This is a genomic window from Paenibacillus sp. FSL R5-0928 (assembly GCF_037970385.1).
Lineage (GTDB): Bacteria > Bacillota > Bacilli > Paenibacillales > Paenibacillaceae > Paenibacillus_AQ > Paenibacillus_AQ odorifer.
On record NZ_CP150225.1, the window covers coordinates 1,986,280 to 2,004,243 of the forward strand.

The 17,964-nt window shown below is 41.4% G+C and carries 16 protein-coding genes; all 16 read left to right on the top strand.

Features of this window, described 5'->3' with window-relative positions; genetic code table 11:
- The first annotated feature begins 3 nt into the window (after window positions 1-3).
- The 16 genes from MKZ16_RS08495 (at window position 4) to MKZ16_RS08570 (ending at window position 17,909) form a co-directional block, all read left to right on the top strand.
- Complete coding sequence (locus MKZ16_RS08495; RefSeq protein ID WP_036684499.1) at window positions 4-1,476, top strand: ATPase, T2SS/T4P/T4SS family; 1,473 nt, start codon at window positions 4-6, stop codon at window positions 1,474-1,476.
- Window positions 1,454-2,437, top strand: coding sequence for a hypothetical protein (locus tag MKZ16_RS08500; protein WP_036684498.1), 984 nt, complete (start codon window positions 1,454-1,456; stop codon window positions 2,435-2,437). Before MKZ16_RS08495 ends, MKZ16_RS08500 begins: the two co-directional genes overlap by 23 nt.
- Window positions 2,434-3,315: a hypothetical protein gene (locus MKZ16_RS08505; protein ID WP_036684496.1), complete on the top strand. Its 882-nt coding sequence runs from the start codon at window positions 2,434-2,436 to the stop codon at window positions 3,313-3,315. The genes MKZ16_RS08500 and MKZ16_RS08505 overlap by 4 nt, the downstream gene beginning before the upstream one ends.
- Before the next feature lie 29 nt (window positions 3,316-3,344).
- The gene (locus tag MKZ16_RS08510) at window positions 3,345-3,539 is read left to right on the top strand and encodes a hypothetical protein (protein WP_036684494.1); all 195 of its coding nucleotides are present in this window, start codon (window positions 3,345-3,347) and stop codon (window positions 3,537-3,539) included.
- Window positions 3,540-3,556: 17 nt separating this feature from the next.
- Window positions 3,557-4,039 carry a hypothetical protein gene (locus tag MKZ16_RS08515; protein ID WP_076103998.1) on the top strand — a complete coding sequence of 161 codons (483 nt, stop codon included), beginning with the start codon at window positions 3,557-3,559 and terminating at the stop codon, window positions 4,037-4,039.
- A gap of 14 nt (window positions 4,040-4,053) precedes the next feature.
- Complete coding sequence (locus MKZ16_RS08520; protein WP_036684491.1) at window positions 4,054-4,551, top strand: hypothetical protein; 498 nt, start codon at window positions 4,054-4,056, stop codon at window positions 4,549-4,551.
- A gap of 17 nt (window positions 4,552-4,568) precedes the next feature.
- Window positions 4,569-4,799: an EsaB/YukD family protein gene (locus MKZ16_RS08525; protein WP_162164278.1), complete on the top strand. Its 231-nt coding sequence runs from the start codon at window positions 4,569-4,571 to the stop codon at window positions 4,797-4,799.
- A 14-nt stretch (window positions 4,800-4,813) separates the two neighbouring features.
- Window positions 4,814-5,641: a DUF5050 domain-containing protein gene (locus MKZ16_RS08530; RefSeq protein WP_076103997.1), complete on the top strand. Its 828-nt coding sequence runs from the start codon at window positions 4,814-4,816 to the stop codon at window positions 5,639-5,641.
- Between the two features lie 5 nt (window positions 5,642-5,646).
- Window positions 5,647-9,531 (top strand): type VII secretion protein EssC, encoded by a 3,885-nt coding sequence (gene essC / locus MKZ16_RS08535; RefSeq protein ID WP_076103996.1) that lies wholly within the window; start codon window positions 5,647-5,649, stop codon window positions 9,529-9,531.
- Between the two features lie 16 nt (window positions 9,532-9,547).
- Window positions 9,548-9,895, top strand: a complete 348-nt coding sequence (locus MKZ16_RS08540; RefSeq protein WP_162164277.1) for a WXG100 family type VII secretion target — start codon at window positions 9,548-9,550, stop codon at window positions 9,893-9,895.
- Window positions 9,896-9,941: 46 nt separating this feature from the next.
- Window positions 9,942-10,241, top strand: a complete 300-nt coding sequence (locus MKZ16_RS08545) for a WXG100 family type VII secretion target (protein ID WP_036684485.1) — start codon at window positions 9,942-9,944, stop codon at window positions 10,239-10,241.
- A gap of 95 nt (window positions 10,242-10,336) precedes the next feature.
- Window positions 10,337-11,476, top strand: a complete 1,140-nt coding sequence (locus MKZ16_RS08550; protein WP_076103995.1) for an Mbeg1-like protein — start codon at window positions 10,337-10,339, stop codon at window positions 11,474-11,476.
- A 40-nt stretch (window positions 11,477-11,516) separates the two neighbouring features.
- On the top strand, window positions 11,517-12,347 hold the full coding sequence (locus MKZ16_RS08555) for a hypothetical protein (RefSeq protein ID WP_076103994.1): 831 nt from the start codon (window positions 11,517-11,519) through the stop codon (window positions 12,345-12,347).
- Complete coding sequence (locus MKZ16_RS08560) at window positions 12,347-14,263, top strand: Mbeg1-like protein (protein WP_076103993.1); 1,917 nt, start codon at window positions 12,347-12,349, stop codon at window positions 14,261-14,263. The genes MKZ16_RS08555 and MKZ16_RS08560 overlap by 1 nt, the downstream gene beginning before the upstream one ends.
- A 42-nt stretch (window positions 14,264-14,305) precedes the next feature.
- The gene (locus tag MKZ16_RS08565) at window positions 14,306-15,169 is read left to right on the top strand and encodes a copper amine oxidase N-terminal domain-containing protein (protein WP_052096890.1); all 864 of its coding nucleotides are present in this window, start codon (window positions 14,306-14,308) and stop codon (window positions 15,167-15,169) included.
- 13 nt (window positions 15,170-15,182) lie between these two features.
- Window positions 15,183-17,909 (top strand): hypothetical protein, encoded by a 2,727-nt coding sequence (locus MKZ16_RS08570; RefSeq protein WP_076103992.1) that lies wholly within the window; start codon window positions 15,183-15,185, stop codon window positions 17,907-17,909.
- The last annotated feature ends 55 nt before the right edge of the window (window positions 17,910-17,964 follow it).

Below are 17,964 nucleotides of genomic sequence, written 5' to 3' on the forward strand. Positions count from 1 at the left end.
GACTTGCTGACACGTGCGAAAATTAGCGATATGCAGCAAAAAGTACTGCATCAGGTAGGGCCGAAGGAGAACATGGAGGATCTGGCTAGTAAATATACGACCATAAGCTTTGATGAGGCTTTGGAGTTATGCCAAAAATATATTACGAAAATAACGACACATGCCTATAGGCGAGAAAACGACCCTGCTCGAAAACGCGAAATGACTAAGGCATACATAAATGAATTTGTAGACGCGCAGAAACCTTCTGTCGAGGGATTTTATGATCTAGCAGAGTTGAAAAACGCACTCACCAATGAAATCACTCACTATGGTCCCATTACCAAGGCTATGGAGGACCCTAGTATAGATGAAATTAGAGCCAACGGGCCTGATCAAATCTTTGTGGAAAGCGGCGGAAGAAGCCTGCAGTGGGATCAAAATTTTACAGATCGTGATCATATGGAACGGATTATCGCCAAGCTTATAGGTATCTCCAAGGTTCGGCTGATTCCAAAGATACCCATGGTAAATGCCAGAACGATTGAGGGGTATCGTGTGAATGCCACTCATGCTGAGATCTCACCGTATGACCAACCGGCGTTTGTGATCCGAAAGTTCAGCAAGAAGAGTATTGTTCCGAAAATGCTCATTGAGAATAAATCCTTCTCCTCAAATATGTATAAATTATTGTCTTTGATCCCGAAATCAGACTTATCCTGGATTACAGTGGGACCGACAGGAAGCGGAAAGACTACGCTAAATGAAATTCTTGTGAAGGAGATCAATCCTCTATCAAGGATCATTACCATTGAAAATCCTTCAGAGATGAGATTGATTCAAAGAGAAGATAACAGCGAACACGGTAGAGTGCTGAATGATGTGTTGCAATACGAGTCGGTCCCTGATGATGATGACTCAAGCCCAGCGACTATGGAAAATTTGCTTATTAATGCGATGAGACAATCACCTCACTGGATTGGACCAGGGGAGCTTCGAACACCCGGTGAATTCGCCACAGCGCTTCGAGCAGCACAGACGGGACACTATTTCTTTTCCACACTTCATGCAGAGGGGGATAAGGAAGCGATCTTTAGATTTCTAACGGCCTATCTAATGGCCTCTAATGAGCCAGCGGAACTTGCTCTACGAAATATCTGCAGTGCTGTGAAATTTGTAATCTTTCAAGAGAAACTGGCAGATGGTACTCGTAAAGTGACTTCAATTTCAGAGATTTTGGGCTCAGATGGCTTGAATCCACTGATTAATCAAATCTATAGATTTGATTGTGATGATGTGATTGAAGAGATGATTGAAGGCAAGAAGATGATCAAAATTGTTGGCAGACATTTACGTGTAGGAAAGATCTCGGAGAATGTACAGCAGCTAATGCTCAAGGCCGGAATTAAGAAAAGCAGGTTTGAGTTCTTTACCAAGGATCCGTTGGAGGGCGAAACAGAGGTGTACGAATTCGATGAATACAACTTTAATCATTAGTCTACTTCTTGGTATGGCTGCATTTGTACTATTTAACGCCATCTTTGAGGTCAAGTTTTTTCAGGGTTCTGTAAGATATGTTCTCGACGTTATGGATACCCTCGCAGAGTACCTAGGCAAGTATAACACGAAGCGTTATGTTGACCGGATCAAGAAGGAGCGAATCGTCAGGCAGAAGGAAAATATTTATGCGAAATACAATCGAATGGTAGAGGGTTTGATTTTAGACTTTAATATGCCGTTTACGCTGGAGAGCTTTACCTCAATGCTGTGCATTTGCTTTGCGATTATAGCTCTGCTAGTGGTTCTGCTTATGAAAAGCGTTACGCTTTCGCTTGTGATTACGATTTCAATTTTTGTAGGATTGTTTACTTTTTTCGTGATGCAGTCTAGAGCCATCCAAGCAGAACGGCTTGAAAATATAATGGATGCCGAAGATGTGATTTGTCCGTTAGCCCGTGAAGGTGTACTAGTAGCCATTAAAAAGGTGATGGAGAGCGATGAATATATCAGTCCTAATCTTAGGCCATATTTTCAGCAATTTATAGATAATTGCGACAACAACGGCTATTCCTTTAAGCAAGCTATTACGCTATTAAATAGACAGCTTGGTCCCAAATTTGATAATTTCACAAAAAAAGCAGTGGTCTTCGAATATAACGAAAGAAAAGGTATGGCAGACATTTTCCTCGATATTGTAGATGAAAATGCCGTGCTGCGCGAGATTAACTCTAAAAAGGAACGGATTTTTAGAAAGATGAATCGAGATTTTATGTTTAAAACCGGAATCATTGTGCTTTTTTTCTTGTACGCATTAACTGTAAAGGATTTTAGAGAATTTATGCTTGAAAGCAATGTTGGGAAATTGATCAACACGATATTGATTAGTGTCATTTGTTTAAGCTTTGCACGCAGTCAGGTACTCCAAGGGAACGTCGGCATGGGTGGTGAGCGCAAATGATATTCCTAGTTAAGCTGATAGCCATGCTCTCCATCCTTTATTTGATCAAGATATTGTTATACCCCTTCTTCAAGCCTGTGAGCAGAAAACAGAAAAAACGTGCACGTCAATATATCAAGCAGCGTAAAAATGCGGCGCTAAAAGAGAAGTTCAACCAATATAAACGAAGAATTGCAATGAAATATGTTAAAGGGTTATTGGGAAGTGCTGAAAGATTAAGATTCAAGAAAATCATTGACCGACTTGATCTACAAAAGACTCCAGAGGAAATACGGACCGAGCAATTCATGTACACGCTAAGTGCTATTGTGATTATGTTGTTGCTATGGAAGGTGAACATCCTGCTTGGCTGTATCTCTGCCATCTTCATCATGCTGGGCTGGCTCTATCCGGTGGTCGAGTTGGAGAAGATTATCGATAAGAAGAACAAAAATATATCCCTGGATTTCCCAGCCTTTTATAGTATGGTCTATTACCAGTATATAAAGTCGGTTAACATTCATTTCTCAGATGTGCTTAAGGACTACATTCCTAGTGCAAATCCTGATATAGCCGAGGAGCTCGGTGTGATGCTGGACAATATTGATTACGGAGAAGAATTCGCTTTTAAGCAGCTGAAGAAACGGATTCCGATGCATTACGTGATCAAGTTCTGCGACATTATGGAGACGAGGCTTAAAGGATACGATAATGTGTCTCAGATGGCATATCTCAAGAATGAATTAGATGGCTTCAGAATCAGGGCTTTGGAAGAAGAGCTGGAGAGTAGGCAGCGCAGCAGCGCAAGGATCCAGTTTCTACTTATTATAGTGTTGGCTATTTATATCGTTATGTACTATTTGTTTACCATTCTGAGTTCAATGAAGATGTTTCAATAAGCCAAATTTATTTATAGGGGGATAAACGAATGAAGACAGATCTTAAGGAATTGCTAGTGGAGGAAAAAGGAGAAGTAGGGATCAAGCAAATTGCCATCACGGTAGGCGTTATTATTTTAATTGGAGTGGTAGTGACCTATCTAAAGGGTGGAGTACTGACAGGATGGGTTGATGATGTTTGGGAATTCTTATTCGATGATTTGATTGGAAAGATGGTTAGCTAATTTGGGGTGAAAACACAATGCAAGGGATAGCAAAGGCAGTATTACTTACCATTCTGACCTCGGTTACGATTTTGCTGTTTGTAAATTTGGCTTTCTTTTTCCCATGGTATTTAACGCTGGTCACAGAGACGTATAGTGTTTCGCAGATTGTAGCTGGTGATAACTACTTGAAGGAATCGTATTATGAGGATGCTATGGAGAGATTACAGGAGCGCCCTATTTACCGAGATAAAGCCGATGATATTGTCATTACGGTCACTAATGCAGATCATGATAATGCGATTGGAAATGATGATGAAACCTCATATTACGATGAAGGGAACGAATGGAATAAACCTTATCGGCAAAGAGGCGAACCGCTTACGGTTGAGATTAAAGCTGTATATCCTTTCTCTATCACTTTATGGGGAAAGAAGCTGGAGCGTGAAATTCCGGTCCACTTCTCCATGTCAACGACAGGCCTGAAACATTATAAGGATCTGGACTACTATATAGATTGATAGGATGACTTTGTGTGAAAAATATTGCAGTAGGAGTATTGTTGATTATTCTAGTGTCAATTGTTGTGGAGCCTTTGGTGGAGATGGGCATTGTATTTAGAGAGAAGGTAGTGCTGAGCACTGCGATCTCTAATGCTTGCCGGGCAGCCAAGGATCGGAGTTTAGAGTATGAACTGCTACGTGGACTGGATGCGGTGATTAACGAGGAGAGGTTCAAAGAATACTTTTCAGATGCGTTCGAAAGTGCTCTAAATGTATCGGAACAGACCGATAATGGCAACGTGCTTACATTTACCTCCAATGATGATAGATACAATGATTTTACGGTAAATTTAGATTTTTCTAACATAGAGAACACCCAAACCAGCCAATGGGTATCAGAAGTTAATGTGAAAGCACAGGCAACATACAAATTTAAAACCAGATACTTAAAGCTCGCTGAAGAAGCAGACAAAGAAGTAGATTATCAGTTAATTAGCGAGAGGAAATATATTCTCTCCGTTAAGAATTGATGAAAGGAATAATCAGAATGGACTATATCATGGTTACTTTTCAAACGGATACAGGTCTAAGAATGGACCTAAAAGTCCCGGTGTTTGTGACTATAGAAGAACTGTTAGACATGTTAACGGAGTCCTTGAGCTTAAAGGAGAGAAGCGGGGCTAAGCTTCAGGCTGAGCCATTAGGCAGAATATTAAGTAATAGTAAAACCTTGGATCAAGAAGGTGTAGCCCAAGGCGCACTGCTCACACTTATCTGAGAAGGGGCAATGAAATGAATGGCAACCTGCAAAGTGGCGGATTAATCCTAAAGGCTGATGAATCTCTTTTTATTACGGATATTAAAAACTATTCAGGAACCTATTCTTTGGACAGAGCGAATGATCAAGCTGTGCCTATTCATTATGAGGGTTTGTTCTGGTTCATGAATGAGGCTGGCAATTTCCTTTATTACAGTGATCAGTTAAAGGGAAATGTGCTCTGTAAGCTTGATATTGTAAAGCAACATTCAGAAGTATTGTTAGACAAACCTTGTTATCAGCTTCAGCGACATGAAGATTGGATCTACTATATTCACGAGGAGGACCATCGATTATATCGCTGTTCTACTAGTGGTAAACGTGATATGAGGCTGATTGATGAGCATGTGGAGAGTTTTCTCTTGTACGAAGGACAAATCTACTATGCTACACCAAATGGGATTAAGAGGAGCACAGAATCCGGTGAGGCAAGTGAAAAGATTAGTGAATTGGTTACAAGTTTACTGATTCGGATAGGAAATAAGCTGTGTTTTTCAGATGCCGGGAATGGACATCGCTTGACGCTACTTGATGTGGAGCGTCATACGGTAACTATGGTAGACAATATAGTTGCCCTTAGTATAAGCACGGATGACAAATATATTTATTGTGCTAACCGATTAAATGACAACAGTATACATCGCGTAGATCCATTGCATGGAGGGAGTATTCGAATATCTGGGGAAAGCGCGGACTATTTACATGTTCTGGACAATGATCTTTATTTTTGCAGTGATCGTGAATGGCATCGAATCTCTCTATTTGGTGGAGAGGCGGAGACAATAACCTTTATAGGAAGGTAGATCTAATGAGCTATGAATTCAGTCGTCAGCCCCGTTTTCTACCGGATATGCCCCGGGGAGAAATTGATGTTCCTAATCCACCTATGATTAACGAGAAACCAGAGATCTCTTGGTTCGGAATATTGCTTCCACCTATCGTAATGTTGATTATTACCGTATTAATCGCAATGACTTCACAGTCCATCTATTTACTGATCTCAGTTGCGACCACAGTAATGACACTGATTGGCTCATTGACAGGAGCAACTTCTCAGATTCGGAAATATAAGCTAAAGAAGAAGGAACGGGAAGAAAAATATCTTCAATTTATAACCGATGTCCGCAGCGATTTGTCGATAGCTCGCGAACAACAGGTGAAAGCCATGAATGAAATGAGCCCGGATCCTGCGGAATGTGTGCAACGAATCTCGCGCAGGGATAACAAGCTATGGGAAAAAACGCCTTCACATAATGATTTTCTGGCTCTGCGGATCGGGGTGGGAAGTGTACCCCTGGAACTGCACATCAAATACACCAAACAGGCGATCATCCTTGAAACGGACCCGCTGCTGATGGAGCCGCAGAGATTGGCCATGGAATTTGAGAAGGTCCCGAACGTTCCTATAACGGTTAATCTGTTGACTACCGAAATATGCGGGATTGCCGGTGAAAGCGATAAAACAGCTGTGCTAATAAAGCTGATGCTGCTACAGCTTGTGACTCATCATGGTTATGACGATGTCAGGGTTATTGTTCTTGCCGCAGAGGATGAATTGGAGAAATGGGATTGGCTGAAATTTGTACCCCACCTATGGGATGACGGTTTTAATATCAGATTTCTTTTATGTGGTAAAGCCATTGCCCATCAGACCTTGTCCGAGATTTATGGCTCTTTGAAGGAGCGGGAGATGAGGTCTTTGAGCGGTGGTGTATTGCCCCATTATCTCTTTATTGTAGAGGACGCTTCCTTGCTTGAGAATGAGCTAATCAGTAAATATTTGTACAACGGCAGTGTAAAGCTTGGAGTATCAACCCTTTTTATCGCCAAGAATTCCGCTTATTTGCCCATGAACTGTAAAACGGTTATTCATTTAAACGGAAAAAGCGGTGAAATGGCCAATCGATTAACCGGGGAGAAGATCGTATTTACTCCGGATCAGGCAGATATAAAAGATTTAGATCTAGTCGCCAGAAAGCTCGCACCGCTACGAATCAAAAATTCAAGTGCTAATTTCTCACTTCCATCCTCCATCACACTGATGGAAATGCTACAGAACGAAAAGGTATCTGAAGTAAATGTAATGTTGAACTGGACCCGCAACAAAACCTATATGGGCATGAGTGTACCTATAGGGGTGAGGGCTGGTGGAGAAGCTTTATATTTAGATATGCATGAGACGGGGTTCGGGCCCCATGGTCTTGTAGCCGGGACAACAGGTTCTGGCAAAAGTGAATTATTACAAAGTATCATCGTATCCCAAGCCATTCATTACCATCCGCATGATATTGCTTTTGTCCTTATTGATTATAAAGGGGGCGGCATGGCAGATGTATTCAAGGGAATGCCTCATCTGGTCGGTACCATTACGAATTTGGATGGGAATCAAACGACGAGAGCACTGCTATCTATCAAAAGTGAGCTCATGCGGCGGCAACGTGTCTTCTCGGAATATGGCGTGAACAATATTGATAAATACCAGAAATTATTTTATAGCAAAAATGTAAAAGGTGACATGCCAGCCATTCCCCATCTGATTATGATTGCGGATGAGTTCGCGGAGCTTAAGCAGGATCAACCGGATTTCATGAAAGAGCTTGTAAGTACGGCCCGGGTAGGTCGAAGCCTTGGCGTCCATTTGATCCTTGCCACCCAGAAGCCTGCCGGCGTAGTGGATGACCAGATATGGAGTAACTCGAAATTTAAAATATGTCTTAAAGTGCAGGATGAGGCTGACAGTCGGGATGTTATTAAACGTCCTGATGCGGCCATGATTAAGGAACCGGGAAGGGCGTATATACAGGTCGGAAATGATGAGATCTTTGAGTTGTTCCAATCTGCGTATTCTGGTGCTGATTATGATCCGAAAGGCGAACTGCAGAAACAGGAGAACAAGACCAAACGAATCTATAAGGTAGCTCTGAATGGTAGAAGCGAGCAGATCTTTCCGCTTGAGGAAGAGAAATTCTCCCAAAATGAGTCTGCTTCCCAACTGCATGCCATGGTTGAATACATTACAGAAACCGCCAAGCAATATGGGATTTCTCCAATGAAAGGGCCTTGGCTACCGCCACTGCCTGAAGTAGTCTACCTCGATTTATTGCTGCCGAATAGCTTAGCAGATGGTAGATGGCCGCAGCAGCAGAAACTGCTCAGTGTGCCAGTGGGGATCATGGATGATCCAAGAGGACAGAGACAGGAAGCGCTGGAGATAGATTTTGCATCTGAGGGGAATCTGTTTGTCTATGGAACGCCGGGTACAGGTAAAACCGTGTTCCTCAAAACGTTATGTTTATCGCTGGCTCTAATGTATCCGCCGGATGACGTCAATATCTATATTATGGATTTTGGCGGAAGCTCACTCAAAGCTATGGAGAAACTCCCTCATGTCGGTGGGGTAATGACACTGGAGCAAGAAGATAAAATTGACCAATTTATGCGCTTTATGTTCAGGGTTATGGAGGATCGAAGAACGCTGTTTCAAAATAATGGAAGTGAAGGGTTCAATGATTACCGTAGAAGTGGACGAAAACTGCCCGCATTTATAGTCATAGTCGACAACTACTTTGCTTTATCGGAGACCTACGAAGATTTTGACGCTCAAATGGTGCTGCTGGCTCGTGAAGGTTTTAAATACGGTATTTATATGGTCGCTACAGCAACCAATAGTGCTTTGGTCAGATATAAATTTTCGGTTAACTTCAAAATGGCGATCAGCTTCCAGATGACTGAGAAGAGTGAATATGATGGTATTGTAGGACGAACGGAAGGCTTGGAACCCGCTAAGGTTGCAGGCAGAGGATTGGTAAGAGGCAAGCCGCCTTTGGAATTTCAGACTTCGCTTCCTGAATATCAACATACCGCTACCGAGCTCATCTTGAAGAGAATGGAGGCTTTGAATCTAACTGGAGCCGCACCAATTCCGGTGATGCCTTCTACGATTGATCTGCGGCAGCTCAATAATAATACAGAGCAACTGGCAATAGGCTTGGGCAACAATGATTTACAGCCTGTGTTTATAGACCTTGTTGCAACACCAGTGCTGATGATAGCTGGAGAGGCTATGTCAGGAAAGAGCACTTTACTTGTATCGTGGATGAAGCTGCTGAGCGAAAAGGAGGATCTAGAGGTATATGCGCTGGATTCATCTGCTATGGGCATTTATGAACTGATACAACAGTCTTACGTAACGGATTTATCGAACGTGGATGATTTGGACAATTTCATTGATGGGATCAAAGAACAATTGGAAACTAGACGCAGTGAGCTTCTCTCATGCAGAATGTCCGGTGGTGACGTTGGCGCTCTGATGAAACAGTGGAAGCAGATAATCTTCGTTATTGATCGTCTAAGTGAATTTACGAGCGGAGACAAGTATATGCTGCATGAGCTGATTGAACGAATTGTGAAGCAAGAACGCGGCATGAAGGTAGCTGTTCTAGCGGCAGATAACACAAATGATCTTACCTCTAATTGGGATTCCTTGGGCAAGACTATCCGAGAAGAACAGACCGGGATCCTGCTAGGTAGAATGAAAGAACAAAATCTTTACAATGTGTCCTTACCTTACGGAATCCAGGAGAAAGATGGGGAGCAAGGTGATGGCTATCTCATTGTAAAGAATAAATATACCGGATTAAGATGTGCCGTATGGAGTAAGGAGAATCGAGTTAATGCGGGAGTAGGAGTTTAGGATGGAGGTGCAGCTAGTGTCAGTTAGTCCATCAGAAATCAGGGGAAACGCTTCACAAATCCATAGTCTAATCAATGAAGTGAACAGTACTTCAAAAAAACTGCAAAGTGATTATACACAATCGGCCAGCTATTGGACCGGTACGGCTTCTAAAGCATTTCAAAGTGAATACAACGAGCTGGATAGCGAAATGAAGACCCTGCTTACAATGCTGGATAGGCTCGAAAGTGGGGTCCAAAGAGTGGCTTCAGAAGTGATCCGTGCTGAACAGGAAAGAGAAGAAAAGCGAAGACTAGCAGAGAAAGCGGCGCAAGAGGCACTGAAACAAAAGCAATTAGAAAAGCAAAAGCAAAGCCAGAAGTAATGACAGGGGTGTTGAGATAGAAATGCTTTGAAAGGAGGTGAATAATGTGGCGGGAAACAATCTTACATTTAATCCGGATCAGGCACTAGGTGTAGCTAAGTCTATTAAAACCAAAGCAAACAATGCAGATACTCTTATCAAACAATTGCAATCTGAAATTCATGCTGTTAGCGGTTGGTGGCAAGGAGAATCACAAACTGCTTTTATACAACAATTCGATGGACTTATGCCTAGTTTTAAGGAAATGGTTCTCTGTGTAGAGAACATCAGTAAGAACCTAACGCAAATTGCTAACATCAAGCAACAAGCCGAGCAAGAAATGGCAAGTAAACTGCGTGGAAAATAATGCTGGCATACATAACAAGGCAGATTTTGAGCCATCTGCCTTGTTAGTATGATTTTAAGTAAGTATGAAGTGAATTTATTTGGGGGGATCTGTAAGTGAAGCTGACCGAACAACAATACATAACACTGGCATCAGTTGTAGAAGCAGCAGACGGTCTCGAACTGACGGATAGTCTGGCTTTTGCTGGTGCAGCAGCCTATGCCTATAGAGATGAGCATGATGATAGATTAATTATCTTTACATATAAAGGAAAAGATTGGCTTGCGGATCTGCAGTCTCTGTTAAGCGGTCAGAGCAGCATGCCGGAGGAAGCATCAAGATTTTTATTAAAAAACAAAGGGGAGAAGGATTGCCAGGTTACTGGTTATTCCATGGGCGGTGCCTTAGCTCTTTATGCAGCAGCGGTTAATGAGGGGATTGGTGGTGTGGTATTCGACGCACCAGGTATAGCAAACATTCTGACTGCGGAGCAAAGGGGAAAGCTTCAGGTTAAAAATATTGTGGCTTATAACAGTCTTGTATCCGCGTTAGGCAAACACAACGAAGAGATTGTATTTGCTAAATCGGGTATAGAAGAAACGGAATTCCTAATTCCTGATTCGCTTTGGCAGCGCTATACCTTTGACTCTGAGGGGAACGTGATTATAGGTGAAAAAGGGAATGCCTATGCTTTGCTATCCAAGATTAATATCCTAACGGAAGAGCATACGCCTGTTTTTGATGCTGTTATGAGTGGATTTGGGGATACCGTCGGACTAACAGAATCTGCATCGGATCATTTGGGTTACGTGATATTTACCTTAATAGATCAGTTAGATGTAGGAAAAGTGCGAGGTGCACTGATTGAAATTGCCCACAAATATGAACGAATGTTGGATGCGAAGTTCAGTGAGTGGAGAACCGAAATGAATAATATTCCGGAATCCTTCTTATTCGATGACATCCGTGCGAAATTTGAACAACTATCTGAAGCAGCCATGCTAGAGGCAGCGGGAATAGCAGAAGAGCTAAATGAAATCACGCAAGCTGTCTTATCCATCTTGCTGATTTGCAGTCCGGTAGGGGATAAGCTGATGGACCATGTAGAGGAATGGTTGAATAAACTGACAAATGCCCTCATGGAACGTATGGAGAAACTAACGAACCAAATGACATTACATCTCGATAAGGTGGTTGAAACAACCATGAATCAAATGCTCAAATTTCCAGAATTGAAGCTGGATTTTGAGTTCTGATTACTAACTGGAATCGCCATCAAAAAGGAGTGAAGCCAGCATGAAAAAGATTTATACAAGGAAGGTGTTGACTCTGATGTTGATATTATCAATGTTCAGCTTTATGGGATGTGGCTCTAGAGAGGAGAAAAGTGAAAAGAAAATTTTGAGCTCCTTGCAGGAAAAGTATGGCGAGGAATTCATCCTTGATGGCATAGGCGGCGGTTGGGGAACGATGAACAACAATACATTGAAGGCGACTGTGCATCCTAAGAAGGATGACACGATTAATGTACGGGTGGAAATCACGAAGGATTTGGAAAAGGTGTATGACAACTATTTAAACCAGGTGGTAGCAAAAAAAGACGAACCAATGATTCAAGCAATCGCTGCTAGCATTTGGCCTGACAGTAAAATTATCGTTGCCAACGAAACGGGGTTGGTTTACCCCAAGCATAACGATACAAAGATTTCCTACGAGCAATTTCTGAAGTTATATCCAACGAATACGCTGGTGATTTCAGTCTATTTAAATAGTGATAACTATGTTGATGGTAATGGAGATATGGACCAAGAGGCAGAAATGAGAAAATATATGGATTTTGCAAAAATACTAGCAGAAAATAAATATGTGAGTAGTCTGATAGGGATAGGATACCTCACTCCAGAGGCCTATGGTCGATTAGAAGAGGTCAAAAAGGCAGAGGAAAGTGTTGACATATATTTTAGTGACGAAACTAAAAAAACAGGAATTATTAATATAGTTACAATGGCTGGATTCAAATTAGGAGTTGATGGAAAGATTGTAGAATCTCAAGACAAGATTAGAGAATTCTTTGATATATGGAAAGAGGACAGAATAAAAAGAATGGAACAAAGAGGGGGATTGTAATGGACGATACGCTTACAGAGGTAGAGTTAAAGCAGATCTCGCAACTTGTTTATTTAGATATACTCAACATTAAGGATTTGGAAAAAACATATGCATTATATAAAAAAATCACTCTCGGCGAAGTTCTCAACTTCTACGCTTCTCCCGCAGGTCAGCAACAATTAAAAGAACGCTTTCCTGACGATCTTAACGGAGTCAAAGAATACAAGCAGTGGAATGATCTCATAGAGCAGATGAATATATCTGATTATCAGAATTGGGAAATCTCCAATATCGTCTCTCATAATAAAAAAGAGGAATCAGGTTTTGTTGCATTTACAGTAGATACCAAGAACGGGGCAAAGGTAGCGGCGTTCCGGGGTAGTGAACCAATGGATAACCCGCTTTACCATAATGACTGGAAAAACAACGGAACAACTGCATATGCCCTTGAATCTTTACAACAGGCGGAAGCTAAAGAATATATGGATAATTTCAAAATAGATGCGGGTTATGAATTGTTTCTGACTGGACACTCGCTAGGAGGTAATCTAGCCCTATATTCCTCTTTTATATTACCTGAGAATTTACGGAATCAGCTAACTTCCGCATCAACGTTTAATGCACCGGGATTTAATGGAACCTTGCTTGATAAACACAGGGCCACTATAGATGAATTGAATGAGAATGACAAAATTAAAGAGTTCAGAAATAAAAATGACATCGTTCCGGCCTTATTTCAAAATCCATCAGCAGGTATTTACATTGACACTGAATCTGAAAGGAATACCGTGCTGCCACATCATTCCTTATTCTCACTGAAGATCGACGGGAACAATGAGTCCTTTCAACGTTCAGAGTCACAGACTCGGGCTTTGGTTCCTAACCTTGTGCATAATATTACAGTTGGTTTAGAAATTGTGCCGGGGCCACTAAAGGAAGCATTGGTTGAAGGGATTTTTAAAGTATTGGATGGGGAAGTAGATCTGCGGCCATTAGCGTTTGCGGGAATAGCCGTAGTTGGGCTTTTAATGGTGACTGTTGGGCCCGTTGCAGTTGTTACTGCGGCGATTACTGCAGCGTTAGCTGCGCTCGTTGTCACTATAAAAGCTCTGGTTGCGCTTTATGTGATTGGTTTTGTAATTGACAGTGTGATTCCCTGGATTGAGCAAAAGGTGGAGGATATCAAGGAGAGAGTGGTCTCCTTTTATAATCAAAGTGTTGAATTTGTAACGAATATGGTGACAGAAGCTGTCCGAGTGACTAATTTGATCGGTGATAAAATTGAGGAGTTTTCACAAAAGGTAAAGCACGCAGTCTCTGATTTTATGACGAAATTAAAAGAGGGCTTTAATCGTTTTGTAGAGAATGCCATTCAGTATATTGAAGCTCAGAAGGAATATTGGATTAGTGTAAAAGACAAAGCAATGAAGAAAATGGGGGATATATTCCAAAGTGTAAAATCTAAAATTAAGAAAACTAAGGAAGAATTTATCGCTGGCGTACGCACGATTAAAGATTCAGCGATCAGCAAAGTCAAATCGACCGTAACGAAAACCATAACGAAGATTGCAGTTGCATCTGCTAGTGTCATTCAAGGAGCCAAGATTTTGGCGAATATGGATAAACTGGAGAGTCTGCAGAAAAGTCTGGTGCGTAAGGAAGAGAGCATTGCTGAAGCCGTCGAGAGGATATTATCTATAGCTTCAGGAGTCAGTTCTAACGTGGGCAGGAATTACAGTGAATCTTATGTTCAAGCTCAATTAAGAGAAGTTCAACGTTTAAGCAATGAAGTCCTGACACAGAAAAATCGTGTAACAACAGCGATTAACGGAAAAACTGCAGGTTTAAGATACACAGTTACAAAATATCGAGAGATTGAATCCAAAATTGTTGCAGCTGCCCGTGCAAGTACTACCACAATACATCTTAACTAATTATATCAGGAAATAGAAAGATAAATTGAGAGGAGTAATTATATGAAAAAATTAATCAGTTCTCTACTTTTATTACTAATGGTATCCCTGATGACTTCTACATTCTCAGGTTTTGCAGCAAGTCTTCCATTGAGGGTAGTAGTAAATGGAGAAAAAGTTATTTTTCCAGACGCCCAGCCTTTTATCGATGCGCAGCAAAGAGTACAGCTACCCGTGCGTTTTATAAGTGAAGCGCTTGGAGCTAAGGTGTTATGGGACAGTAAGGCCAAAAAGGCAACAATCTCGCTTGAAGGCAAAACAATGGGTGTCTATATCGGGAAAAAGAGTTATGAGCTCAATGGAAAAACAAAACAAATGGACACGGCAGCATTGTTCAAACAGTCAAGAACCTTTGTCCCACTTCGATTTGTATATGAAGGACTCGGTGTAAACGTGAAATGGGATGATGCTGTGAAGACGGTCTACATCACTACTCCTTCAGGTGAAATAGCTACCTCTGATAAGCCTGCTACGGGAGAATCAACGAATGGAGCGAAGACGGTAACGATTCATGGGTTTGAAATCCCGTATACCCATCTGGGGGCTAATCTAGAGTCGACTTATATTACCGATTCACAGCTGACAGTATACAACAATGATGATCGGAAAGCAGGTCAGTATCTTTTTCAAATTACAATTACATTTACTAATATAGGCTCTGACCCTGCACTGGAAGCGAAGGAAGCGGAGAATATTCTTAGACAAAACATTGAGGGCGATGTCGTAGATTCGATTATGAAGTATGTTAGAACAAAAACAAAAAGAATGGATGAGCTAGATTATAAAGTCTTCCAAAGCAAAGATTATAAAATTGATGTAGATTCTCCTGGTATGGGGGATATAGGAATCGCAGTATGGCCGAAGTAGGAGAGGTGAAGGTATGAAAAAATCGATATGGCTTAGTATAGTGACAATATTCTTATTCCAATCTATAGCTTCTTCAGTTTTCTCTGAAGAGTCAGTGAATGATACTTCTAACAATCTTCCAAAAACAGCGACAGCTGTTATCGAGAAGATCAATAAAGATATGGCGGAGCTCTATAAAAAATCTAATTATTACACAATGGAGACTAATAAAGGAAAGTTAAGAGAGGATTTGTTACAAAACCAGATAAAATCTAACAATAGTAATTTTGAGATTGTCTATGGTGGAAATCATGAATGGCTTGAGCATAGCAATATGTTTGCTTTTTCCGGGTATTCGATTGATGGGGACTCGGTCTCAACTGAGGGAGCTCCATGGTATGCTGGATGGAGCGGGATTCAAATTCAGAATTTTAATATGATTAAGGAACCTTGGAAGGACTCTGGCGTAAAATCAAGCTACAAAATTAGAAAAAATGATTTTGATGCATTTGTAGGTCGGGATATTGAGTATCTAGCGAATTCCGGCGGGACTTTTGAGCAGGCGATTCTTACTGGATTAAACTTGAGCTATGCCGGAAAGAAATATGAACGGTTCATCTATAACAATCAAGACAAGGAGTATAAAGATAGGGTTGTATACACTCAGAATACTACACCGTCTAAGGGAGGGCGATGGATAGATTATGTCCACGTCCTGCAACCGCCTACCTATCTGTCTTGGGGATCAGGGAGGATTTACATCCAAGGTTCCAATGGAAATATTACTTACTTAGGCATTCCTATCGCACCGTTTATTTTGCAGGTAAATGATTTATCCCCTCATTTCGAAACTTTGCCAACCGGCGCGGTAGCTGGACAAGAGGTAACCGTTGGAATCAGACTCAGATCCAGCTTCGCCACGCAGAAAACAACAGATTACGCTTGGAAGATCACGAGTAACGGAAAGGAAATCCCTGTAAGATACCATGGTCATGCGTCAACGTTAGCAGGTGAAATTATGCTTGCGGCTAATACGGCTGACAATATTCTTTTCGCGACATTTACAATGCCTGATGAGGACGTATACATCCAGTTTAATCTGAACAGGCTGAAGTCACCTAATGAAGTCTTTTACGGAAATAATGAGATTTACGGATGGATTAAGAAGGTCAACTCGATGCCAACAACTAAAGGCTCCTTCGATCTGGATTATAATGTGTTATCGAAAAAAGTGAAATTCGGGTTAGCCGATGGTGCTGCTATAAAGGCTGTTCTACAACCGCAATATTCTGATTTTACTTGGAGTGGGAATGCTACAGGCGCTTTGGAAGTAATCAATAATTCGGATACTATCTATCGTTATTTCCGTGTGGAGAATAATCCGCTGGTTAACGATGCCGCCAGTACTATAGTTAGGCAACCTGACATCATAGCTAGTCTACAGCGTCCTGATTTTGGTGATGATCCTGTTAACGGTAAGTGGTACATTAATCCGGCTCCGTATACACCTAATCAAAAGTCAGGTAATATCAGTTTCCAGGGTACTGTGAGCAGAAATTTCACTCGTAATTATCAGGTGTGCAGCACAACTAAGAACGGGCAAGGTAAAGATGTTGAATCTTGTCAAACGTATACGGAGAGCGGCAGCACTTCAGCTCCGTTTACACCAGGTGAGGATGTCAAAACCATTCGGACCTATATTTATAACGGGGCCAAACAAATAGCACCTAAGCTGTACAAGAATTCAATAGACAAGAATAAAGCGGATTCTTTGATTCGAAAGCTCCTCTGGACAAGTGAGCCTTACAATTATAATGTAATCCGCTGGATGGCTCATGAAGATGAGAATAAGAACTTACAGGATTGGACGAAAGTAAAGGGGCAATTCGAACGAATCTTCACACAACAGGCAAGCGGAGACATCGGTTGGAAGGTAGAGAATAGCATGGCTCAAGCTTATAAGAAAGCCAGAGCTACCGCTAAAAAAATGCTTAACGACAAATCTAATTATGATACCGCCGTGTTTGCGACGGATAAGCAACTTCAAGGGTATGATTATCCGATTAAATCCGGATATTATTTTAATCCTGTTGGAACGTATACCTTTACACTGGAGACAGTTACGTTTAAAGATACGGATAAAGACACGAAGGACCATAAGGATCTTGTTGAGGAACTTACGAATTCTTTCCGATATGAAACTGATCTTATGTATATCAATAATGATAAAGTTGCGGTCAATCTGCGGAATGAACCACTGAGCAAAAACGGGAATAACTTTGCAAGAAAGCCAGCAGCTTTATCCGTAGAGGATAACACCGGAGTGAATGATGCGAAATTGTTGACGGTGGAGAACAGCTTTACTAAAGATGTGGAAGAGATCCCATATTCACAAGAAAGAGAAAGTGATAATGGCACCCATGAATTCTGGAAGAATATATTAGAGGGTTACTCACAGTCTAGTACACTGGGAAGCTTCAACAATTTCAAATACCGTGAATATGTGGGCTTGAATCAGAATATGTACAAGATCACGGAAAAGTCTACGGTGACGATTACGATTAATAAGGACCATATTCCTGTCTATACTACAGCTGAAATGCCAGATGGGAAGTACTATGTTAAGGCTTGGTTGGCAGATGTGGAGCTCTCCAAGAGTACCAACGCATACAAATCACTGGGCAAGCTTGTCGGCATTAAGCCGCTGGATCAAATTGAGGTTACGGTAAAAGGCTCTATGTTTGATGACTTAAATAATTAAACAACAATAGTCTCCCTTCATGCAAAATAGCATGAAGGGAGTTTTATTATTGTGA